Origin of the sequence: Demequina sediminicola, from assembly GCF_000975055.1 — a bacterium.
Taxonomy (GTDB): Bacteria; Actinomycetota; Actinomycetes; order Actinomycetales; family Demequinaceae; genus Demequina; species Demequina sediminicola.
Genome location: NZ_BBRB01000005.1, coordinates 100686 through 121804, shown reverse-complemented (window position 1 = coordinate 121804; position 21119 = coordinate 100686). Strand labels below are relative to the sequence as shown.

Here is a 21119-nt window from a genome sequence, read left to right as displayed (position 1 = left end):
CAACGGTATGGTGAGCACGTGACAGATTTCCCGGTACCCACGCCCCTGACCAGCCATGGCCCCGCCCGAGTGGTGGCATTGTGCAACCAAAAAGGCGGCGTCGGAAAGACCACGACGACGGTCAACCTTGCAGCGTCCCTTGCAGAGTACGGTCGCAAGGTCTTGGTAGTGGACTTCGACCCACAAGGTGCCGCATCCGCGGGGCTTGGAATTAACCCCAATGAGGCTGAACTCACGGTCTACGACCTGCTGATGCGACCGTCCGATGACCCTCGTGAAGCGATCCGGTCGACGGCCGTTGACAACCTTGATTTGCTTCCAGCCAACATCGACCTCTCGGCAGCAGAGGTTCAACTGGTGGGGGAGGTCGCACGTGAGAGCACCCTTGATCGGGCTCTCCGTGGACTAGAAGACGAGTATGACGTCATTCTGATTGACTGCCAGCCGTCGCTAGGGCTGCTCACTGTCAATGCGCTGGTCGCCGCGCACGGAGTCCTGATTCCCCTCGCGAGTGAATACTTCGCAATGCGCGGTGTGGCACTTCTGGTCGAGACCATCACTAAGGTTCAGGACAGGCTCAACCCCCGCCTCTCGATTGATGCGATTATCCCGACGATGTACGACGGTCGCACGCTGCACTCCCAAGAGGTGGTCGAACGTGTGCGAGACGCCTTTGGTGACAACGTCACGGAGACGATGATCCACCGCACCGTGAAATTTCCTGATGCGTCGGTGGCGGCGGAGCCGATTACCACCTTTGCTCCGGCCCACGCTGGTGCCGCTGCCTACCGCGAATTGGCGCGAGAACTCGTCGCACGCGGCGCGGTGGCGTAGCGCCCGTGTCCACCCAGGCCTCCGAGGCCACGGAAATGGCCGAAGGCACGTCAGGTGCCTTCGAAGTTCATCTCGATAACTTCACGGGCCCCTTCGATTTGCTCCTGTCGCTGATCTCCAAGCATGAGATGGAAATCACCGATGTTGCGCTCGCTCGCGTGACCGATGAGTTCCTTGCCACCATTGCGCACCACGAGTCGGAATGGGATCTCTCGCAGGCCTCGGAGTTCTTAGTGGTCGCAGCCACGCTCCTCGACCTCAAGGCGGCACGTCTTCTTCCGCAGGGCGAAGTCGATGACATCGAAGATCTTGAACTACTCGAGGCCCGCGATCTGTTGTTTGCGAGACTCCTGCAATACCGCGCATATAAGCAGGTGGCGGGGTCCTTTGACGAAATGTTGCGACAGCCACGCCGGATCCCGCGTGATGTCCAGCTTGAGCCACAGTTTGCGATGGTCCTTCCTGAACTCGTGTGGCACATCGGCCCGGAACAGCTGGCCCGGCTAGCTGCCCACGCATTGCAGCCCAAGCCAGACTTCAGCGGAATCAATGTCGATCACCTGCACTCGCCTGCAGTGAGCGTGCGCGAACAGGCAGCGCTGGTGAGTAGCAGGCTCCAGCGGGATCGTGCAGTGACCTTCCGATCGCTCGTGACCGACGCTGAGCACGTCAATGTCGTCGTCGCGAGGTTCTTGGCGCTTCTTGAGTTGTTTCGTGAGAGCGTCATCGCGTTTGATCAAGTACGCTCGCTGGGCGAGTTGACGATTCGCTGGACCGGTGGCGACTCCACCGTCGAGGTCTCTGACGAATTTGACGATGGCACGGGGGAGAGTCCGACCCCGGTGGTGAATGAGAGTGCGCAACTGTGAGCGATGCGAACACTGAGGGTGCGATTGAAGCCATCCTGATGGTGGTGGATGAGCCAGTGCCACCAGCCGACATCGCCGTGGCCCTGGATGTCCCAGAGCAGGAGGTGCTTTCGACTCTGCACCGGCTACGCGACGAGTACGCGGACCCCGTGCGTCCGCGGGGATTCGAGCTCCGTGAGGTTGAAGGCCGCTGGCGCATTTACTCCGCGCGTCTCTATGCCGATGCCGTCGGAGCGTTTGTGGTGGAGGGGCAATCTGCGAGGCTTTCGCAGGCCGCCCTCGAGACACTCGCCGTGGTGGCGTATCGGCAGCCGGTGACGCGCGGCCAAGTTTCACAGGTGCGTGGCGTCAACGTAGATTCGGTCATGAAGACACTACGTGCGCGTGGCCTGGTGACAGAGGTCGGCGAGGTCGCAGGTGCCGTCCAGTACGGCACGAGTACTGAGTTTTTAGAACGCATGGGACTGAGTAGCGTGGATGAACTCCCACCGCTAGCTCCGTACCTTCCAGAGCTTGCAGACGTCGATGGCGAGGGTGACCGATGAATCTTGAAGTACACAGGCCAGAAGGCGTGCGATTGCAGAAGGTTCTCGCCTCTGCCGGCGTGGGATCACGGCGCAAGTGCGAGGTCCTCATTGAGCGTGGGCTCGTGAAGGTCGACGGTCAGGTTGTCGACCAACTCGGCGTGCGCGTCGAACCGCTTGATGTCGTCATTGAAGTCAAGGGACGGCGTATCTGTGTCGATGACAACGCGCTGACGGTTGTGCTCAATAAGCCGCGTGGTGTCGTCTCTTCCATGGATGATGAGCAAGGACGCCCAGATTTGAAGCAGTACGTCGAACGCTTCGATACCCGGTTGTTCCACGTGGGTCGGCTCGACGCTGAGACCACGGGTGTGTTGCTCCTGACCAACGATGGAAACCTCGCAAATCGGCTTGCTCATCCCACGCACGGTGTGTCGAAGACCTACGTCGCCAAGGTTTCAGGTCGCGTGAAGAAGTCGCTGGCAACGACATTGCGTTCGGGCGTGGAGCTCGATGACGGTCCAGTGCGAGTGGCGTCATGCACCACGCTGGACGTCTCCGACGGGCACTCTCTGGTCGAGGTGGTCCTCCATGAGGGCCGCAACCGCATCGTCCGACGCATGTTTGACGCGGTGGGGCACCCCGTTCAGGAACTTGTGCGCACACAGTTCGGGCCTATCGGGCTAGGTTCACTTGCGCCAGGAGAGTTGCGCTCGCTATCTCGCGAAGAACTTGGCGATTTGATGAACGTCGCGGGGCTATGAGTACCCGCGTGCGCCGATAGCATGGGGACTATGGCAATGCGTGCGATTAGAGGAGCAACAAGTCTTGAGCGGGATGAGCGAGAGCACCTGCATGCTCGTACCAAGGAACTGATCACACAGATTCTGTCCGCGAACGAGCTTGAGACCGATGCCATCGTCTCGGTGATCTTCACCTGTACTCCCGATATCAGCAGTGACTTTCCTGCCGCTGCCGCTCGAGAGTTGGGCTTCGGGGCGGTGCCGCTGATGTGTGCGCAAGAGATGGCCGTTCCCGGTTCATTGCCGCTCGCCGTCCGGGTGTTGATGCACGCTGAGCTTGATGTTCCGCGCGAACAGATTCAGCATGTGTATTTGCATGAAGCCGTGTCTTTGCGACGCGATCTAGCGCAGTGAGCGAGACACGCCCGGCGCACGTGCACATCTTGGGCGCGGGACTCATTGGTGCGTCGATTGGCCTGGGCCTGAGTGCAGATGGGTGGTACTGCACCATTGATGATCGTGACCCCGACATTGCGCGTCTCGCGCAGGCGCTCGGCGCTGGAGGCCAGTTAGATCAAGAAGAGCCCACCATTGTGGTGGTTGCTGCGCCCCCAGCAGTGACACCTCAGGTGGTACAAGAATCGCTGACGCGGTGGCCCTCGGCTGTGGTAACTGACGTCGCAAGTGTGAAAGTTCCGATCGCGGAAGCTGCTCGGCTCGTGGATCCCGCTCGCTACGTGGGGTCACATCCGATGGCTGGGAGGGAGATCTCCGGTGCGACGGCTGCGCAAGGCGATCTCTTCAAGGCTCGCCCTTGGGTAGTCTGCGCTGAAGGCGCCACGATGTCCGCAGTGGCAGAGGTTCGCCGCATAGCAGAGGCGCTTCAGGCTGATGTAGTAGAAATGGCGGCTGGTGCCCATGATGTCGCAGTCGCTCGCGTCTCCCACGTTCCGCAAGTGGCCGCATCGGCCGTTGCTGCGGCACTCGGCCCGCTGCACGCAGATGACGTTGCGCTGGCCGGTCAAGGCCTGCGCGATGTGACTCGAATCGCTGCGTCGGCACCAGGCATGTGGGCCGACATCGCGCGCATGAACCGAGCGTCCATCCACACGACGCTCGACCACATCATCGGGGACCTGGAAGATGTGCGTGAAGCAGACGACATTGGCGAGGCTCTCACCGACCTCATTGAACGAGGCCGCCTTGAGGTCGAGCGCATCCCCGGAAAGCACGGCGGTCCAACCCGTGACTGGGTGCCGATTACAGTCATCGTCCCCGACGAGCCGGGGCAACTGTTGCGGCTCCTGTCAGATGCCGAATCCGCACGTGTCAACGTTGAAGACATCACCATCGAGCATTCGCCGCGGCAGCCGGTAGGTCTCACCACACTGCACGTGCTGCCAGAACGTGCCAACGAACTACGACTCACGTTGGAAGCCAACGGTTGGGAGATCGCTTCATCATGAGCGGCATTGTCATTGCCATCGACGGGCCTGCAGGCACAGGAAAGTCCACCGTGGCGCGCGAGGTGGCGCGACGTCTAGGCCTCGCCTACTTCGACACCGGTGCGACCTATCGTGTGGCGACCCTTGCCTGCCTGCGTGAAGGGGTGGACTTCGCCGCGACGTCGGATGTGGCAGCGATGGTCGCCACCATGAACGTCTCGTTGATGCTCAACCCCGCCAATCCGCACGTAGAACTCGACGGAGAGGATGTCAGCGCTCTGATCCGCACCGACACCGTGGCGCTGTCGGTATCGAAAGTTGCCACAAACCTCGAGGCGCGGCCCATTCTTCAGGACCTCCAGCGCGACGTGATCGCAACCGAACGTGTGGGTGGCTATTCATCAGGTGCTGGCGTCTGTGCAGAGGGCAGGGATGTGACCACCGTGATCGCGCCGGAGGCTGAGGTACGTGTCCTCCTGACTGCCGACGAAGAGGTGCGCGTCGCCCGCCGTGCTGGTGAAGGCGCTGACGCAGCAACGGTCCGCGAAGCGGTGTTGGGACGTGACAAAGCAGATTCGGCCGTCGTGAGTTTCCACGAAGCAGCCGACGGCGTTGTCACCATCGACACGACTGATCTGACAATCGATGAGGCGGTGCAGGCGGTCATCGAGCTGGCGCAGGCGCAGCAACAGTGACGAGCAAAGATCTCCCGAGTGTCTGGGGCCCACGCTGGTCCCGGTGGGTAGGCCGTGCACTCGCACGCGGCCTCTGGAACACGGATGTCCGTGGCAGAGAGAATGTTCCGCGCACAGGCCCTGTGATCGTTGTCGCAAACCACGTCGGGCTGATCGACGGACCCGTGCTGCACGGTGTGATTCCGCGAGGCTCATACTTCCTCATCGGATCCCACATGTACAAGGGGGTGCTGGGGAAGCTCTTGACCGGAGCACAACAGATCAAGGTCACTGGATCCGGACGTGACGCACTCGCCCAGGGGCTTGGGGTACTGAAGCGGGGAGACCTGGTTGGAGTTTTTCCGGAAGGCACCAGGGGAGCAGGGAGAGCCGATGCTGTCCACGGCGGCGCGGCGTGGCTCGCCGTCCAGTCGGGCGCTGTGATCGTACCGACTGCACTGGTCGGCACTCGCTTGACGGGAGAGCCAGTGAGCGTATGGCCGAAGGCGCGCCGTCGGATTGTCGTCGAGTTCGGAACACCGGTTACCCTTGACCTTCCCGCATCTTTGAAAGGCCGTGCACGGCAAGAGGCGGCACAGGCTCAACTCGCTCAAGCATTGCAACAGCGCGTAGAGTCAACTCTTTCCACTACCGACCTTGAATTGCCGGACGATGACGGCGACCGCACTCGCGAGGAGACCGCATGACCGACGAGCAGGAGTACTACGGCATTGAGGATGCGCCTCCCGTGATTCACGTGGAGTCAGATCCTGAGGAGTCACTCGACGAGGTTCGTGAAGCAGCGCTACGCGCTGGTCTTGACGCCTACTCGCTGACCGATGAGGACCTCGCGACACTTGCTGGCGTTGAGATCGAAACTGAGCCGGACCTACCGACCCTTGCCATCATCGGCCGTCCCAACGTCGGAAAGTCGACGCTTGTCAATCGCATTCTTGGGCGTCGCGTTGCCGTCGTTGAGGATACGCCGGGTGTGACGCGTGACAGAGTCTCGTATCGAGCCGAATGGTCTGGGCGTGACTTCATGCTCATGGATACCGGAGGCTGGGAAGCGAAGGTCGAAGGACTCGATCTCTCAGTGGCACAACAGGCCGAAGTCGCGATCGATATGGCCGACGCTGTCCTATTCGTGGTGGACGTGACAGTGGGCCCCACGGCATCGGATGAGCACGTCGTGAGGCTGCTGCGTGCGGCGAAGAAGCCCGTGGTACTCGTGGCCAACAAGTCCGATGGGCCGCAGGCCGAACTTGAAGCGGCCGCACTGTGGAACTTGGGCCTCGGCGAGCCCTACACCGTGTCCGCGCTCCACGGTCGCGGCATGGGCGATCTGCTCGATGCCGCCATCGCTGTACTGCCCACAGAAATGCCTCACCATGAGATCGACCCAGACGCACCGCGCCGCATCGCCCTTGTTGGGCGCCCGAACGTGGGCAAGAGTTCGCTTCTCAATCAGTTGGCTGGCCAGAATCGCGTCGTCGTCAACGAGGTTGCGGGTACCACACGTGACCCGGTAGACGAGATTGTCGAGATCGGAGACCGCCGCTGGACCCTCGTGGACACGGCAGGTATTCGCCGGCGTGTCCACCAGACCAGGGGTGCAGACTTTTATGCGTCGTTGCGCACTGCTGCAGCCATCGATCGAGCTGAAGTCGCACTAGTCCTGCTCGATGCCTCGACGCCACTGACCGAGCAGGACACTCGCGTCATTTCCCAGGCTATCGAGTCTGGCCGCGCACTCGTGTTGGTCTTCAATAAGTGGGATTTGGTGGGGGAGGACGAGCGTTTCCTCTTGGAACGATCCATCGAGAAGGACCTCGTCCAGTTGTCGTGGGCACCTCGAGTCAACCTTTCAGCGCGCACCGGATGGCACACCAACCGGCTTTTGCCCGCTATCGATCTTGCGCTCGGTAGCTGGGATCAGCGCATCTCCACAGGACGTCTCAACTCGTTCCTCGGAGAACTTGTGGCGGAGTTCCCGCATCCCGTGCGTTCCGGCAAGCAACCCAAGATCCTTTTCGCAACCCAGGCATCGAACCGACCACCCCGCTTCGTGATTTTTGCCTCAGGGTTCCTTGAGCCCACGTATCGCCGTTTCATTGAGCGTCGACTCCGGGAACAGTTTGGATTTGAGGGGACGCCGATTCAGGTATCGGTTCGCGTTCGAGAGAAGCGCAAACGCCGCTAAGCATCCGCCTGGTGGGTGTCTTGGGTTGACGTGGTCATTGTCACATCGGCCACTTTTCAGGGGCTGATCTGACTACGCTCGAACGTATGTTGGATGTCCCCACACTCCGCGTGACATTGGCGATGGTCTCCATCGTGGTGCTCACGCTGTTCATGTTGGGTGTCTATCTGCCCACGCGGTCGAAGTTCGCCTTGTGGTGGTGCGTCGCGTTGCTCTGCTCGGCGGTCAGCGTTTCGCTCCTGCTCATGAACGGCACCGACTATCAAGTTGTCACGAACCCCACGGCCTCAGTCATTAGCGTCCTTGGCGGGGTGTCAGTCTGGTTCGCGGCACGCTCACTGTTGTACAAGCCCGCATTGCCTTTCGCCGCAGGGGGCGCGGCTATCGCTGTTGCGGTCGCTGCTGGCACACAAGATCCAGGGAACAACATTTGGGCCGGCAACCTTGCCGTGTTCATCGTCATGGCAGCGGCGTTCGGTGCAGCCAGTTTCGACATCCATCGCGCTTGGCGCATTCGGCGCAATGCTTATGACTCACTTCATGATGGTCAAGCTCGCGTCGCAATGGTGGTGTCGGGAGTCGGGGCTGGAATGCTCTCGGTCTTTTATACGGTGCGGTGGGTGCTTCTCCTCGTGCTCGGTGCCGAAGATGAGGCGTTCTTGATGGTGTCGGGAGCGGGACCTACGACGTTGGTCCTTCTCACGACGCTCGTGGGGGTGACGTTCTCTATTGCCTCGCTTGGATATGACCAACAAACCCAGGAACTGCGGCGCAGTATCGCCCATGACAGTTTGACGGGAGTGCTATCGCGAGCAACGTTCTTGGAAAGCGCCAACCGAGTCCAAGGTGAACTCAAGCATTCCGAGGAGGGCGCCGCGGTCGTGATTGCTGACCTGGATCACTTCAAACTGATCAATGACACCTACGGCCATGGCGTGGGTGATCACGTTCTTAAAGCGTTTGGAGACGCGCTCGTGACCCTGCCTGGAGATGCGGAGTTCGCGGGCAGGCTCGGTGGCGAGGAGTTCGGCGTTGTGCTCCGCGGCGATGACCTTGAGCAGATGCAGGCTCGACTCAAGGCAACCAGCAAGCGGTTCATAGCGCTGTGCCAGGAACGCGTTCTACCTCAGGTTACTGTCAGCTACGGACTCACTCCGCTCCGACAGGACCTCGAACTCTCGCAGATGCTCGGTCTCGCTGATGAGGCGATGTACTCCGCTAAGGAGATGGGTCGAGACCAGTCCGTGATCGCGCGTCAGCAGATGGACTAGACCTCGTCGTCGCTCGAGGCGTCCGTGGTACGCCCTTCCTCAATCTCCCGGAGACCGCGGCGAAGTACCTTACCCACGTTGGTTTTGGGAAGCTCATCGATGAATTCGATGTGGCGAGGACGCTTGTAACCGGTGAGGCGCTGCTTGAGGAAGGCCTTCAAGTCCTCCTCGGTCAGTGAGGCATCGCGCTTGACGACGAACAACTTGGGTACCTCGCCGGCGTGCGGGTCATTGACGGGGATCGCGCCCGCCTCGGCGACCTTCGGGTGCAGCATGGCCGCGTCCTCGATGTCGCCGGGGTAGACGTTGAAGCCCGAGACCACAATGATCTCCTTCTTGCGGTCAACGATCTGCAAGTAGCCGTCTGCATCGAGCTTGGCAACGTCTCCAGTGAGGAGCCAGCCATCATCAGTGATGACCTCCGCCGTTTCTTCTGGCTTGTTCCAATAGCCCTGCATGACCTGCGGACCCAGGACGGCAAGTTCTCCTGGCTCGCCAAGGGGCACAGGGTTGCCTTCGTCGTCAACGATCTTGACGTCGGTGGACGGAAGCGGGACACCGATCGTGCCGATACGTGGCGGCAAATGCGTGGGGTTCACGGATACCACAGGCGATGCCTCAGTGAGCCCGTAGCCCTCGATGATCTCGGTTCCTGTGATCTCACGCCAGCGGTTGCCGACCGCAGATCTCAACGCCATTCCGCCAGCGACCGAGACCTTGACGTTGCTGAGGTCAAGCTTCTCAAAGTTCGGGTGGTCCATCAGACCCGCGGCGAGCGTGCTGACCAGCACCAGTGCGTCGGGGTTGGACTTGTCGATGGTCTTGATGAAGCCCTTGAGATCACGGGGGTTCGTGATGAGCACGTTGTGGCCACCGAAGCGCAAGAATCCGATGCAGTTCACTGTCAGTGAGAACACGTGATACAGCGGCAGGGCAGCAATGACGGAAACATTGCCTTCTTCCATGACGGCGCGAATCTGCCCAATGAACTGTTCCTGGTTGCAGAGCAAATTGGAGTGCGTGAGCACGGCTGCCTTGGTGCCGCCCGTGGTTCCTCCTGTGTACTGCAAAAGCGCGGGGTCCTCGGGCGTGACCTTGGGGTCTGTGAATGCTGCAGGGTCTCCGGTCAGGAGCTCACGGAAAGAAATGGAGTGCGGAATTGAGAACGCCGGCACCATCTTCTTGATGTGCTTGGCCGCGAAGTTGATGATGGAGCGCTTGGGCTGGCCAAGCATGTCACCAGCTTCAGTGAGAACCACATTGTTGATGGGGTGTGACGCCAGAACCTTCTCGAGTTTGCTGGCGAAGTTCGACATGACCACGATGGCCTTGGGCTGAGAGTCTTCGACGACCTTGGCAAGCTCGCTGGCGGTGTAGAGAGGGTTTGCATTGACCACAATGAGTCCTGCGCGCAGCGCCCCATAGAACGCGATGGGGTACTGGAGGAGATTCGGCATCTGAATGACGATCCGGTCGCCCTTGCGCAAGCCAAGAACGTTCGTGAAATAAGACGCGACGCGGGTGCAATAGTCATCGAGTTCGGTAAAACTGAGTGTTCCGCCGAGGTTGGAGAACGCCGTCTTGCCTTGATACCTGTCTGCTGCACGGGCCACCATGTCGCCGAGGCTCTGCTCTTCCGGTACCTCAATGGCGCGCGTGACACCTTCGGGGTAGAACTCGAACCAGGGGCGATCCTCACCACCCACGGGATCAAAGTTGGGCTGGTGGTTGCGTGACTCAGAGCCGGTGGTGGTCATCATCATCTCCGTTGATGTCGTCGAGGGCACAGTGGCGCCGTGTTTGTCAGAAACTCTAGTGGGATTTTCGTGGAACGTGGTCTAGGCGACACGCGACATTGCGCACACTGGTTGCACTAGACGGTGGGGGCACGGCTTTTATCCGTGTGGACGGACCTGCATACGGAGGTGCGCCTTCTCGCCACGTTTGTCGGTGACATCGACGTTGATGCCCTCGGCGTTGCGTTGGCTTACCATTCCTACGGTACCGGGGAGGAAGATGGGCTTGAGGAAGTCCACCTGTGCGGTGTACGAGTCCGTGAGCTGGCCCTCAAGCGCTGCGAGTGCACGCGCGTGGGTCCACATTCCATGAATGATGGGGCGCGGGAAACCGAACCCTCGCGCAGCAATGCGTGACGTGTGGATGGGGTTTGGGTCACCCGAAACGCGGCGGTACTCGCGGCCCAGCGATGCTGACAAGCGCCATCGAGCTTGCGGTGTTACCGGAGTGAACGGCGTACGCTCGCGTTCCTCAACCTCACCAGGGGTCGACATGCCTTGGGCCAGGTAGGTACTGACGCCCTCCCAAGCGACCTCGCCATCGACGCGCACTCGCGAGGTCAGGTCGACCAACGCACCTTTGCGGTGTGGGCGCAGGTCAGTGGTTCCCACACCAAGTTCCAGCACATCCTGGGAACTGACGGGTCGATGCAAGGTCATGGTGTTGGACACGTGTATCGCGCCCGCAAGTCGTACGCTCGCGTCCTTATCGCCGAGGAGGTGCACTTGGAGCGGGAACGTCAACACATGCAGCCACGTGGGCGGGACGTGATTGCGCAGTGTGAATCCGGTCACCCGGCAGTAGTCGGCGAGCCTGCCGACGTCTTGTTTGACGTCGGCGACACGCAGATCGTGCTGGGGCATACGCGCTTGTGACGCGCGCGAGGGGATGAGGGCGCGAGCAAACCCTGCCCCCATCCCTGGTACGGACTCAAGGGTCTTGGTGTTCACGATGATCAGGCACCCACCAAGTTTTGGCCGCATACCCTGACAACCTGGCCGTTGACACCCTGTGATGCAGGGTCAAGGAAGTAGCCGATGGTCTCTGCGACATCGATAGGCTGCCCACCCTGGCTCAGGGAGTTGGATCGTCGGAAGATCTCCCGCTGAACAAAGGGGATCTTTCCGGTCATCTCCGTCTCGATGAACCCTGGTGCCACAGCGTTCACGGTGATCGCACGGTCTGCCAGATCAGGGGCCATCGCTTGCACGAGACCCGCGACGCCAGCCTTGGAAGCCGCGTAGTTGGTCTGACCCTTGTTGCCCGCGAGTCCAGATGTGGAAGCCACACCAATGATGCGGCCGCCGTCCTCGATACCGCCGTCACCGCGGCGCGCGAGGAGAACCTCATTGATCCGCATCTGAGCGGCCAAGTTGACGTCCAGAACTGAATCCCAGCGGGCCTTGTCGGTGTTGACCAACATCTTGTCGCGCGTGATTCCTGCGTTGTGGACGATGCCGTACAGCTTGAGTCCGCGGAAGGCGATGTGATCTGCAATCTTGGTGCCCGCGTCGTCGGCCGTGATGTCGAGTTGAAGTGCCGTGCCGCCGATCTCGTTGGCGACCTCCGCCAGAGCCTCGCCAGCGGGAGGGATGTCGATCGCGAGAATGTGGGCTCCCGCCTGGGCTAGCGAGCGTGCGATGGCCGCGCCAATCCCGCGAGCGGCTCCAGTGACCACGATCGTCCGGCCGTCCAGCGGTGTGTCGTGCAGTTGATTCACGTTGGTGTCTGCCGCCGAGACCTGCCACGTTTGGCCATCGACGAAGGCGGAACGGCCCTGGAGAGCGAAACCCATGGTGGACAGCAGATCCGAGGGGGTTGCGTCGTGGTCCACATACAACAGTGTGGAGGTCGCGCCCTTGCGCAGTTCCTTGGCGACGGTGCGGTTAATGCCGTCGAGAGCCCTCGTGACGGACCTTTGCTCCCAATCACCGGCCGCAGGACGGGCAAGAATGACCACGCGACCGGAGCCCTCGAGAGCGCGTACTGCGGGTCGCAGCACGGCCCTCATCTTTTCAAGATCGGCGATCGTGGTCAGCGTTGTGGCGTCGACGACGATGGCACCGATCTTTGCTCCGTAGCCCGGGGCGTCGCCGTCTTCAGAGTCAATAATCGGGGAGTCGAATGAACGGCCCAGGAGCACTAAGGTCTCGCGACCCACAGTGCTGCCGTTGAGGTCGGCAAGCACGATGGCCCCCTGTGGCCAGGTGCGGCCGCGGCGCAGTTGTGGCGGATCCTTGAGACCCGCCTTTGACGCGACTGCTCGCCCAGGTGCAGAAGTGAAGATCTTCTCGATAGCGCTCATCAGACAGCCTCCACAATCGCGACGATTCCCTGGCCGCCCGCTGCACACATGGAGATGAGACCGCGGCTTCCAGGACCCTTGGCGTGCAGGAGCTTCGCCAAGGTGGGGACGATGCGTGCGCCTGTGGCCGCGAACGGGTGTCCGGCGGCGAGCGATGACCCTGCAACGTTGAGCTTGGAGTGATCGAACGTGCCAATGGGTCCTGACAGACCGCGGGCGCGGCAGAAGTCTTCGTCGTTCCACGCCTTGAGTGTGGCGGCAACTGTGGACGCGAAAGCCTCGTGAATCTCGATCAGCGCGAAGTCATCGAGAGTGAGACCTTGGCGTTCGAGAAGGCGACCTGCAGCCGCGACCGGGCCGAGGAGGAGATCGGCGCCGCCGGGGTGATCGACCGCTGCGACTTCTGCGTCGACGACGCGAGCCAGCATCGGCAACTTGTTCTCGCGTGCGTAGGACTCGCTCGCCAGGAACACCGAAGCCGCGCCGTCGGAGAGTGCGGTCGAGTTTCCTGCGGTCATCGTGCCTTCTGGCCCGCCGAACGCAGGCTTCAAGCGCGCGAGCTTCTCGACGGAGGTGTCGGGACGCAGGATGGTGTCGCGTGCCACACCGAGGTACGGGGTGACGAGGTCGTCAAAGAAGCCGTCGTCCCAAGCCGCAGCGAGGTTGTGGTGTGATGCTGCGGCGATTTCGTCCTGTTCTTCGCGCGTGACGCCCCATGCTTCGGTAGTGAGAGCCTGGTGCTCGCCCATCGACAGGCCAGTACGAGGCTCGGCGACGCCCGGCGCCAGGGGAGCGAGGTGGCGTGGTCGAATGGCGGCGAATGCCTTGGCGCGTTCACCAACGGAGCGCGCACGGCTTGCCTTGAGTAGTGCCTTCTTCAGTCCGTCGCTCACGGTAATGGGCGCATCCGAGGCGGAGTCAACGCCGCAGGCGATTCCTGACTCGATCTGTCCGAGCGCAATCTTGTTGGCGATGTAGACAGTGGTTTCGAGGCTGGTACCGCAGGCCTGTTGCAGATCGCATGCGGGCGTGTCGGGGGAGAGCGCAGAACTGAGGACTGCTTCGCGGGTGAGGTTAAAATCGCGCGGGTGCTTGAGGACTGCACCTCCAGCAACCTCGCCAAGCCGTTGGCCGCTGAGTCCAAAGCGCGCGACGAGGCCATCGAGTGCCGCAGTCAGCAGATCGTGGTTGGAGGCATCGGCGTAGCGGCCGCCTGCCTTGGTAAAGGGGATTCGGTTTCCGCCGACGATCACAGCATTGTGAGTCACGTGCGCCTCCATCATTGGTAGGAACTAATTGATACTGAGAGTAGCAGATACTTGAAGTATCGGGTATGTTCGTCGTTATGGCCACCGATGGCAGGGACTCCCGATGGGACGAGCACCGCGCGACACGTCGCACCGAACTCGTCTCTCATAGTTTGCGCGCCATTAGGGTGCACGGTCCAGGCGTGGGCATGGAGGAGATCGCCGCGCGGGCCGGCACATCAAAGACTGTGATCTACCGTCACTTTGGAGGTCGCGCTGGTCTCTATGACGCTGTCGTCGGCGCTGTGCATGGCTACATACGTGACTCACTGACTGTCGCACTCCAGGACACCGAGGTCGGCGATGCTGGTCACCTGGTGGAGACTCTCGCCGACTCGTACCTCTCGCTCGTTGAGAAAGATCCGCACATCTACAGATTCGTGATGAACGGACCTGGCGGCTCTGGGGCAATCGACCCCGCGGGCCGGGTACCCAGCACCATCGCCGCGTACGTCGCCACCATCATTACCGACCATCGGGGCACCCACGGTGTCAGTGAGTCGTGCGCTCGTACGTGGGGGCACGGATTCGTCGGATTCGTCCAAGCCGTCGCCGACCGGTGGATGGACCAGCCAGACCGAGAACCACGCGACGTTGTGGTCCAACAAATCTCGCAACTACTCACCCCAGCGTTTGCGGACGCCATGTCTGCGCCCGCAAACTCATGACTACGGAGGATTGACAATGACGTTGATCGATGACGCCGCAACCGGCACGCAATACGAACGGCTCACGACGTTGGGCGAACAGTTGCGTCGTAGCCTCGACGGCGCGTATGCCGACGAAAGGGCTGAAGCGCGGGCGACGTTCCCCACAGAGAACTTGCTCCGGGACCCTGAACTCGACGTCAACCAGTCGCGCACATGGACTCTCGAGCGGCTTCGTGAACTCGACGAGCGCGGATTCGGACACACGGGGGTCCCCGATGGGCCCGATGCGGTCTCAGACCCGCTGACTGCCGTGTTGACCTTTGAGATGCTGTCGCACGGAGACCTGTCGGTCACGATTAAGTCTGGTGTTCAGTTCGGGCTCTTTGGTGGTGCTGTCACCAACCTCGGCACGGAATGGCATCACGAGCAGTTTCTCCCAGGCATCACCCGCCTGACATTGCTGGGTGGCTTCGCGATGACGGAGCTCGGACACGGTTCCGACGTGCAGAGTCTCGAGACGACCATCACCTATATCCCCGAGTCTGACGAGTTCGAGGTCGACTCGCCAACGCCGGGTGCCACCAAGGCGTACATCGGGAACGCAGCCAAAGACGGCACCATGGCCGCGGTATTTGGACAACTCATCGTTGACGGCAAAGGCCATGGAGTCCACACCATCTTGGTGCCGATCCGGGACGACAATGGAGATGACGCCCCGGGTGTCACGACAGGTGATCAGGGCCACAAAGGTGGATTGCTGGGCGTTGACAACGGTACGGTGCGCTTCGATCACGTCCGAGTTCCGCGGGCGATGCTTCTCAACAGGTTCGGCGGCGTAGACGATGAGGGGTCTTACGTCTCGATCATCGACAACCCCAATCGCCGCTTCTTCACGATGCTCGGCACCCTTGTGCGTGGTCGCGTGTGCGTGGGCGGCGGCGGTGCCATCGCCGCGCGTCGAGCACTATCGATCGCCACACGTTATGCGTTGACTCGGCGTCAGTTCCCTGCCGCAGGACGGCCCGGGGGAGTGCTCTTGCTTGACTACCTGACTCACCAGCGCCGTCTTCTCCCTCGGATCGCCCGGTCCTATGCACTCGGGTTTGCCCAAAATGAGTTGATCTCAGCGTTGGTCAAGGTTCAGGGCGGTGAACCGTCCACGGAGGCAGATCAACGGGATCTTGAAACACGCGCTGCTGGTCTCAAAGCTGTCAGCACCTGGTTCGCAAACGACACCGTCCAGGAAGCCCGTGAGGCGTGCGGTGGGGCTGGCTATCTCAGCGAGAACCAACTGGTTGAGATGCGTCGAGATGTCGACATCTTCGCGACCTTCGAAGGTGACAACACGGTTCTTATGCAACTCGTTGCAAAGGCACTGCTGACGGACTATCGCAAGGAATGGAGTGAGCTCGACCGGACCGGCGTAGTCCAGGCAAGTGCGCGCGTGGCGGGGGAGCAGATGGTGGAAGCAACATCTGTGAACCTCGTTCTGGAGAAGCTCGCGGATGCGGTGCGCCGCAAGCCTGAGGAAACTACGCTGACAGACCGCCGTTGGCATGCATTGATGTTTGAGGAGCGTGCCCGCCACTCCCTCGAGTCTTTGGCACGCCGCATGCGAGCAGCCTCAAAGTCTGGAGGAGATCAGTTCGAAGCCTTCAATGCTCTGGGCGAGCACGTGCAGTTTGTCGCGAAGGCGCACATGGAGCGCGTGATCTTGCAGGCGTTCATTGACGCCTTGGACGAATGCGAGGAGGGCGAGCACAAGCAGACGCTTGATCGGTTGTGCAGCCTTTTTGCGCTGGGTAGTATTCACGACCAGCGTGCGTGGTTTATGGAGCACAATCGCATTAGTTCGTCGCGGTCGAAGGCGATTGGTGAGCAGCTCGATGTTCTGTGCCGCGAGTTGCGGCCGCATGCTCTGTCCTTAGTGGAAGGCCTCGGCATCCCGGAGGAGTGGCTGGGAGCTGCGATCCTCAAGGCCTAGTCCGAAGGCGTCGCGTCGCGCGGCGGCCATAAACGATTGTCGAGATACTTCAAGGCATCTCGCGCAATCACGCGGCCGCCCCTGTTGGCGCTAATGGTCGAGGCCTGCGGGCCATAACCTGCGAGGAAGATGCCGGGCACGTCAACCGCGTGTCCGGCATCGACCTTGAATCCGCGGTGGGCATCAATGCCAAGTGGTGCAAGCATCCCGAGATCCGCCTCGAAACCCAGCGCCCAAATGATCGCATCGAATGCCTCGAAACTTCCATCGGGATGAACTACTCCATCGCTGACTACCGAGGCGAACATCGGCTGTCTTTCGGCAAGACCCGCGCTGAGAAGCCTTCGTAGCGGTGCCGTCAGCGGCAAACCCGTTGTCGAGACGATGCTGGGAAGCGGCCGTCCTGCCACAGCAGCTCCGTTCTGTAAGCGCACGGACTCGCGTCCGAATTCTCGCGCAGGCGTACCGTCACTTTCGAGGAAGGTGATGGGCCGGCGAGTAAACCACGACACTTGGGCGGCAACCGGGGCAACCTCACCGAGTAGCCCGACAGCCGATGCGCCTCCGCCAACAACCGCCACTCTGAGCCCCGCAAAGTCTCTAGCGGACTTGAACTGTGGCGTCGTGATCTGAATGCCACGGAAGACGCTCACCCCAGGGACATCGGGTTGGCGGGGCTTGCGCCATGTCCCACTGGCAGCGATGACAACCTCTGCGCTGAGGCGCCCGCCGGGACCCGCAAAGGTGTCCATTCCCTGGCCCTGAAGCAGATATCGCTCGCCGGTTGCCCGTTCCACATGATCGACAGTCACGGGGCGTTGAACGTCCAGTCCGAAATGCTCTTCGTACTGTCGATAGCGCTCGGCAACCACCGCACTTGCCGGAGGCTCGGTTGGAGCGTCAACGAACGTGACCCCGGCATCGGCCATGCCCGGAAGGTCCGCTAGTGCGTGAGCGTCGCCAAAGCGCAAACTATCCCAACGATGTTGCCAGGCACCGCCCGGACCAGGTCCTGAGTCGACGATAGTGAAGTCTGTGTGCGGGGAGAGTCCTAAGCGACGCAAGTGGTAGCCCACTGAGAGTCCGGCTTGTCCGGCACCGATCACGATAATGGGCACCGTGTGAGTCAATGAAGAAGGCACGGGACTATTGTGCGTGCCTCGAGTACGTGACCACTAACTCTGCGGTGAGCGGTCGTGCGTCCCGCGCAGTTCCTCGCCTGAGGAACGTGCTGACATGGAGTATCGCGGCGCACGCGAGTCCCAACACAGCAATGAGGCCGACGGTGCCTGCTATGGCAGTCAGGCCGCGTGCTGGATCGAGGAACGGGTAGGGCACCCAGCCATCGCGACTCGCACGGACCAAGAGGTATGTGAGCCATCCGGCTGGTACCGCAAGAACCGTCGGCCAAGTGCGTATTGGCAACCTGCGCTTACGGCCCACGACGAGCCAGTCGAGAAGCAGGATTACCGCCGCCCCACCGTGGAGCACGGCGTTGGCCCAGGGAACCTTGGGGATCGCGTAAGGCGCAAGGAGCGCCCAATACACAGCGCCGGCGACCGCGGTGTAGGTTGTCGCATTCACACGGAGCGCGTCGATCCACCAGCGATCCGGACGTGGGCTGAGACCCGCGACCACCAGTGCCACAACCCCCGTCAGCGCCGCAAGCGGTGTGAAGTAGCCGGGCATTTGATCCCAGGAGAAACTGCCGAAGGTGAGATCGGCCCACGCCTGCACTGCCAAGGCGGCGACGATGACGGCTGCGCCTGAGAGCCGCAGAACCCGAATGCAAGCAACAGTGCTCATGACGAACATTTTAAGCATGCTTTACCCAAATCGGGCGGATCCTTGGAATTGGGCGTTTCGCCCGCAACAAACCATGCACAATGGCACGCGAGGAGTGAAAGTTCAGTTCTCAGAAACGAGGCCGCAGATGACAGTTGTTGACCCCCCGATTGCCGAGAAGCACGCAGTGTGGGAGGACGCGCTGGCGCTTGTCACGGGGGCTTTTGTGATGTCGTTCGGGCTCTTTTTGCTCTCCGAGATCGGGGGAGTGTCCGGCGGTCTCGCAGGTGTCGCGATTCTGATCAGCTACTGGACAACTCTGTCATTTGGCGTCATCTACTTCGTGATCAACCTCCCGTTCTACTGGCTCTCAGTGCGCCGCATGGGATGGCCCTTCACCATCAAGACAATCATCGCGGTGGCACTCGTGTCGATCCTCACTGAGGTGCACGGACTCTACATAGACATCAGTAGTATCAACCCGCTCTACGCATCAATCTTCGCGGGGCTGGCGATCGGCATCGGGTTGCTCATGTTCTTCCGCCACGGTGCCTCCGGAGGCGGGTTCGGCATCCTGGCGGCGTTCCTCCAGGAAACCAAAGGGATTCGTGCCGGATACGTACAAGGGGCACTCGACCTGTGCGTCGTACTTGCTTCCCTCACCATCGTGCCGCTCGACATCCTCCTGTACTCGATCGTCGGTGCGCTCCTGCTGAACGGCGTGCTGGCTATCAACCACCGGCCTGGCCGTTACTTTGGATGATTCTTGTCGATGCATCCCTTCAAAAAACGGTGAGATGTCACTTACGACTGTTGAGTCTGTGTAGACTGTTTCCCGGCCCAAACAGGGCGGTGAAGTTGCCGCACGTCCGGGCCATCGGGCTGTGGCGCAGCTTGGTAGCGCACTTGACTGGGGGTCAAGGGGTCGCAGGTTCAAATCCTGTCAGCCCGACCGATGAAGGGCCGTTTACCTGGAGTGATCCGGGTGGGCGGCCCTTTTCTCGTGCGTATCCAGGCACCGAGTTAGCCTGGACGCAGCTGGCGATGCCGCCTACGCTTCACGAGGCTTGGGGTCTGCGACGACGGAAGCGGACTCTGCTTCAGTAACGATCCTGTTGACCATGCCACTGAAGATCAAACCGTGGAACGGCAACATTGACAGCCAGTACAGTCGTCCGGTCAATCCGCGAGGGAAGAACACTGCGCGTTGCCAGTAGCGCGACCCAGTGTCGGTGGGCTCAACCCCGAGTTCGAGCCACGCCTTGCCGGGCACCTTCATTTCAGCGCGCAAGCGCAGCAACCGCCCTACTTCGACTTTCTCAACTCGCCACACATCAATTGCGTCTCCCACAGCCGGTTCGGAGTAGCTCCGGCGCCCGCGTTGCGAACCAATGCCACCGGCCAGACGGTCGAGCGCTCCTCGAGCCGCCCAGAGGATCGAGGCTGAATACCAGCCAGTTGCACCTCCGATCTCGGAGACCACGTTCCATACTTCGTTGGGATTCGCACCAGAGTCACGCGAACGAGAATCCTGGAAGACAGTCCGCCCTGCCCACTCGGGGTCACTAGGCATCGGGTCCGATGGAACATTCGCAATACGCGTGTCAACCCAACTGGTTTCCACCTTGTCAACCTCGATCCGACCCAGCGCAAGGCGCACTGCAGCGCCATACCCGGTGAGTCCCTTCTCAGGCGGCGGGATGAAAGCGTCGATGTCGTCATTCTTGACCACACAAGTGTGAAGCAGTGACTCGACCAACGGACGCGCAATCTGCCGCGGGACCGGTGTAACGAGGCCAACCCAGTGGGACGCGAGCCGTGGAGTAAGCACTGGGAGCGCGGCAATGTGGCGTTGTGGAAGTCCGGCCTGCACCGCGTACCCATTCATCATCTGGGAGTAACGAAAAACATCTGGACCACCGATGTCGAATGCGCGGTTGACGCTTGTCCCGGCACGGGCGGCCGCGAGGAGGTAATACACGACGTCGCGCACCGCAATGGGCTGGATGTAGTTCAGCACCCACTTAGGTGCGGGCATGTAGGGCAAAACTTCCGTGAGGTGCCGGATCATTTCGAATGACGCGGAGCCCGACCCGATCACGACTCCTGCTTGCAGGATCACCGTCGGGGTTGCGGACGCGAGCAGGATGTCGCCGACTTCCTTGCGGGACGCAAGATGGGTGGAAAGTTCGACGCCATCTGGGTGGAGACCTCCGAGATAGACGATGCGACCGACTTTGTGGCGCGCTGCATGGAGCGCGACATTGAGGGCGATCGCACGATCGAGTTGTCCGTAGTCACTTCCGCTCGTCATGGAATGAACGAGGAAGTAGACGATGTCGACGTCGGCCATTGCCGCATCGACAGCATCGGCGTCCGAGGCATCTCCCTCAACAATCTCAACGTCCGGAGCCCACGGCATGGCGTGAATGCGGACAGCAGTCCGAGACAGTGTGCGGACACGGTAGCCCCCGGCGAGGAGGCGAGGGACGAGCCGCCCTCCGATGTATCCCGTGGCACCAAGAACCAGCGCGCGGGGAGTGGAGCCTCCTTCACTGATGGGCGCGCGCAGTGTCTCTTCGGTGCCATAGGGCCAACTGACCGTCGTGGCACCATTGTCGGACTCGTGAGGGTAGGTCACTTTCAACTTCCTCTCCTTGAGGCACGCCCCGATGCATGTATGTATGTCAAGCGTCGAACCGGGCGACCTATTCCCCTGGCTGCCTTG

20 protein-coding genes and 1 tRNA gene are annotated in these 21119 nt (G+C 61.2%); 14 read left to right on the top strand and 7 right to left on the bottom strand.

The features are described 5' to 3' along the window. Positions 1-18 precede the first annotated feature (18 nt). The 10 genes from AOP79_RS10185 (at position 19) to AOP79_RS10140 (ending at position 8563) form a co-directional block, all read left to right on the top strand. The gene (locus AOP79_RS10185; RefSeq protein WP_236683389.1) at positions 19-834 is read left to right on the top strand and encodes a ParA family protein; all 816 of its coding nucleotides are present in this window, start codon (positions 19-21) and stop codon (positions 832-834) included. 35 nt (positions 835-869) lie between these two features. Further along, positions 870-1703, top strand: coding sequence for a segregation and condensation protein A (locus AOP79_RS10180; RefSeq protein WP_062073422.1), 834 nt, complete (start codon positions 870-872; stop codon positions 1701-1703). After that, positions 1700-2248: an SMC-Scp complex subunit ScpB gene (scpB, locus tag AOP79_RS10175; RefSeq protein ID WP_236683387.1), complete on the top strand. Its 549-nt coding sequence runs from the start codon at positions 1700-1702 to the stop codon at positions 2246-2248. The genes AOP79_RS10180 and scpB overlap by 4 nt, the downstream gene beginning before the upstream one ends. After that, a complete protein-coding gene (locus AOP79_RS10170; RefSeq protein WP_062073225.1) occupies positions 2245-2991 on the top strand; it encodes a pseudouridine synthase in 747 nt (248 codons plus the stop codon). The genes scpB and AOP79_RS10170 overlap by 4 nt, the downstream gene beginning before the upstream one ends. 30 nt (positions 2992-3021) lie before the next feature. Beyond that, positions 3022-3384 carry a chorismate mutase gene (gene aroH, locus AOP79_RS10165; RefSeq protein WP_062073223.1) on the top strand — a complete coding sequence of 121 codons (363 nt, stop codon included), beginning with the start codon at positions 3022-3024 and terminating at the stop codon, positions 3382-3384. Beyond that, the gene (locus AOP79_RS10160) at positions 3381-4436 is read left to right on the top strand and encodes a prephenate dehydrogenase (protein ID WP_062073221.1); all 1056 of its coding nucleotides are present in this window, start codon (positions 3381-3383) and stop codon (positions 4434-4436) included. Before aroH ends, AOP79_RS10160 begins: the two co-directional genes overlap by 4 nt. Next, positions 4433-5110, top strand: coding sequence for a (d)CMP kinase (gene cmk, locus AOP79_RS10155; protein WP_062073219.1), 678 nt, complete (start codon positions 4433-4435; stop codon positions 5108-5110). The genes AOP79_RS10160 and cmk overlap by 4 nt, the downstream gene beginning before the upstream one ends. Beyond that, complete coding sequence (locus AOP79_RS10150) at positions 5107-5796, top strand: lysophospholipid acyltransferase family protein (protein WP_062073217.1); 690 nt, start codon at positions 5107-5109, stop codon at positions 5794-5796. Before cmk ends, AOP79_RS10150 begins: the two co-directional genes overlap by 4 nt. Further along, a complete protein-coding gene (gene der, locus AOP79_RS10145; RefSeq protein ID WP_062073216.1) occupies positions 5793-7292 on the top strand; it encodes a ribosome biogenesis GTPase Der in 1500 nt (499 codons plus the stop codon). Before AOP79_RS10150 ends, der begins: the two co-directional genes overlap by 4 nt. 86 nt (positions 7293-7378) lie before the next feature. Beyond that, complete coding sequence (locus AOP79_RS10140; protein WP_062073214.1) at positions 7379-8563, top strand: GGDEF domain-containing protein; 1185 nt, start codon at positions 7379-7381, stop codon at positions 8561-8563. Here the strand turns inward: AOP79_RS10140 and AOP79_RS10135 are convergent. The 4 genes from AOP79_RS10135 to AOP79_RS10120 form a co-directional block, all read right to left on the bottom strand. Continuing rightward, complete coding sequence (locus AOP79_RS10135) at positions 8560-10320, bottom strand: AMP-binding protein (RefSeq protein ID WP_082093558.1); 1761 nt, start codon at positions 10318-10320, stop codon at positions 8560-8562. The genes AOP79_RS10140 and AOP79_RS10135 overlap by 4 nt on opposite strands. A gap of 138 nt (positions 10321-10458) precedes the next feature. Continuing rightward, positions 10459-11310 (bottom strand): MaoC/PaaZ C-terminal domain-containing protein, encoded by an 852-nt coding sequence (locus AOP79_RS10130; protein WP_161794259.1) that lies wholly within the window; start codon positions 11308-11310, stop codon positions 10459-10461. A 5-nt stretch (positions 11311-11315) separates the two neighbouring features. After that, a complete protein-coding gene (locus AOP79_RS10125) occupies positions 11316-12665 on the bottom strand; it encodes a 3-oxoacyl-ACP reductase (protein WP_062073210.1) in 1350 nt (449 codons plus the stop codon). After that, positions 12665-13933, bottom strand: coding sequence for an acetyl-CoA C-acetyltransferase (locus tag AOP79_RS10120; RefSeq protein ID WP_439644685.1), 1269 nt, complete (start codon positions 13931-13933; stop codon positions 12665-12667). The genes AOP79_RS10125 and AOP79_RS10120 overlap by 1 nt, the downstream gene beginning before the upstream one ends. A gap of 65 nt (positions 13934-13998) precedes the next feature. Between AOP79_RS10120 and AOP79_RS10115 the strand changes: the two genes are divergently transcribed. Then, positions 13999-14640 carry a TetR/AcrR family transcriptional regulator gene (locus tag AOP79_RS10115; RefSeq protein ID WP_062073207.1) on the top strand — a complete coding sequence of 214 codons (642 nt, stop codon included), beginning with the start codon at positions 13999-14001 and terminating at the stop codon, positions 14638-14640. A 16-nt stretch (positions 14641-14656) separates the two neighbouring features. Next, positions 14657-16606, top strand: coding sequence for an acyl-CoA dehydrogenase family protein (locus AOP79_RS10110; protein ID WP_062073205.1), 1950 nt, complete (start codon positions 14657-14659; stop codon positions 16604-16606). Here the strand turns inward: AOP79_RS10110 and AOP79_RS10105 are convergent. Next, positions 16603-17748, bottom strand: a complete 1146-nt coding sequence (locus AOP79_RS10105) for an NAD(P)-binding domain-containing protein (protein ID WP_082093557.1) — start codon at positions 17746-17748, stop codon at positions 16603-16605. The genes AOP79_RS10110 and AOP79_RS10105 overlap by 4 nt on opposite strands. A gap of 4 nt (positions 17749-17752) precedes the next feature. After that, positions 17753-18412 carry a Pr6Pr family membrane protein gene (locus AOP79_RS10100; protein ID WP_161794258.1) on the bottom strand — a complete coding sequence of 220 codons (660 nt, stop codon included), beginning with the start codon at positions 18410-18412 and terminating at the stop codon, positions 17753-17755. Positions 18413-18539: 127 nt separating this feature from the next. Here AOP79_RS10100 and AOP79_RS10095 point away from each other — a divergent pair, with 127 nt between their 5' ends. Together AOP79_RS10095 and AOP79_RS10090 are read left to right on the top strand one after the other, a co-directional pair. Beyond that, positions 18540-19154, top strand: coding sequence for a YitT family protein (locus AOP79_RS10095; RefSeq protein WP_062073201.1), 615 nt, complete (start codon positions 18540-18542; stop codon positions 19152-19154). A 115-nt stretch (positions 19155-19269) separates the two neighbouring features. Then, positions 19270-19343, top strand: a tRNA-Pro gene (locus AOP79_RS10090). 99 nt (positions 19344-19442) lie between these two features. On the opposite strand, the gene AOP79_RS10085 is transcribed toward AOP79_RS10090, so the two are convergent. After that, positions 19443-21032 (bottom strand): SDR family oxidoreductase, encoded by a 1590-nt coding sequence (locus tag AOP79_RS10085; RefSeq protein ID WP_062073199.1) that lies wholly within the window; start codon positions 21030-21032, stop codon positions 19443-19445. Positions 21033-21119 lie beyond the last annotated feature (87 nt).

What these genes read in the sequence shown, in the direction of transcription:
- cmk (WP_062073219.1), top strand. Translation starts at nt 4,433, where the DNA reads ATGAGCGGCATTGTCATTGCCATCGACGGGCCTGCAGGCACAGGAAAG.
- AOP79_RS10140 (WP_062073214.1), top strand. Translation starts at nt 7,379, where the DNA reads ATGTTGGATGTCCCCACACTCCGCGTGACATTGGCGATGGTCTCCATC.
- AOP79_RS10095 (WP_062073201.1), top strand. Translation starts at nt 18,540, where the DNA reads ATGACAGTTGTTGACCCCCCGATTGCCGAGAAGCACGCAGTGTGGGAG.
- AOP79_RS10110 (WP_062073205.1), top strand. Translation starts at nt 14,657, where the DNA reads ATGACGTTGATCGATGACGCCGCAACCGGCACGCAATACGAACGGCTC.
- AOP79_RS10180 (WP_062073422.1), top strand. Translation starts at nt 870, where the DNA reads ATGGCCGAAGGCACGTCAGGTGCCTTCGAAGTTCATCTCGATAACTTC.
- AOP79_RS10170 (WP_062073225.1), top strand. Translation starts at nt 2,245, where the DNA reads ATGAATCTTGAAGTACACAGGCCAGAAGGCGTGCGATTGCAGAAGGTT.
- AOP79_RS10125 (WP_062073210.1), bottom strand. Translation starts at nt 12,665, where the DNA reads ATGAGCGCTATCGAGAAGATCTTCACTTCTGCACCTGGGCGAGCAGTC.
- AOP79_RS10100 (WP_161794258.1), bottom strand. Translation starts at nt 18,412, where the DNA reads ATGAGCACTGTTGCTTGCATTCGGGTTCTGCGGCTCTCAGGCGCAGCC.
- aroH (WP_062073223.1), top strand. Translation starts at nt 3,022, where the DNA reads ATGGCAATGCGTGCGATTAGAGGAGCAACAAGTCTTGAGCGGGATGAG.
- AOP79_RS10115 (WP_062073207.1), top strand. Translation starts at nt 13,999, where the DNA reads ATGTTCGTCGTTATGGCCACCGATGGCAGGGACTCCCGATGGGACGAG.
- der (WP_062073216.1), top strand. Translation starts at nt 5,793, where the DNA reads ATGACCGACGAGCAGGAGTACTACGGCATTGAGGATGCGCCTCCCGTG.
- AOP79_RS10135 (WP_082093558.1), bottom strand. Translation starts at nt 10,320, where the DNA reads ATGACCACCACCGGCTCTGAGTCACGCAACCACCAGCCCAACTTTGAT.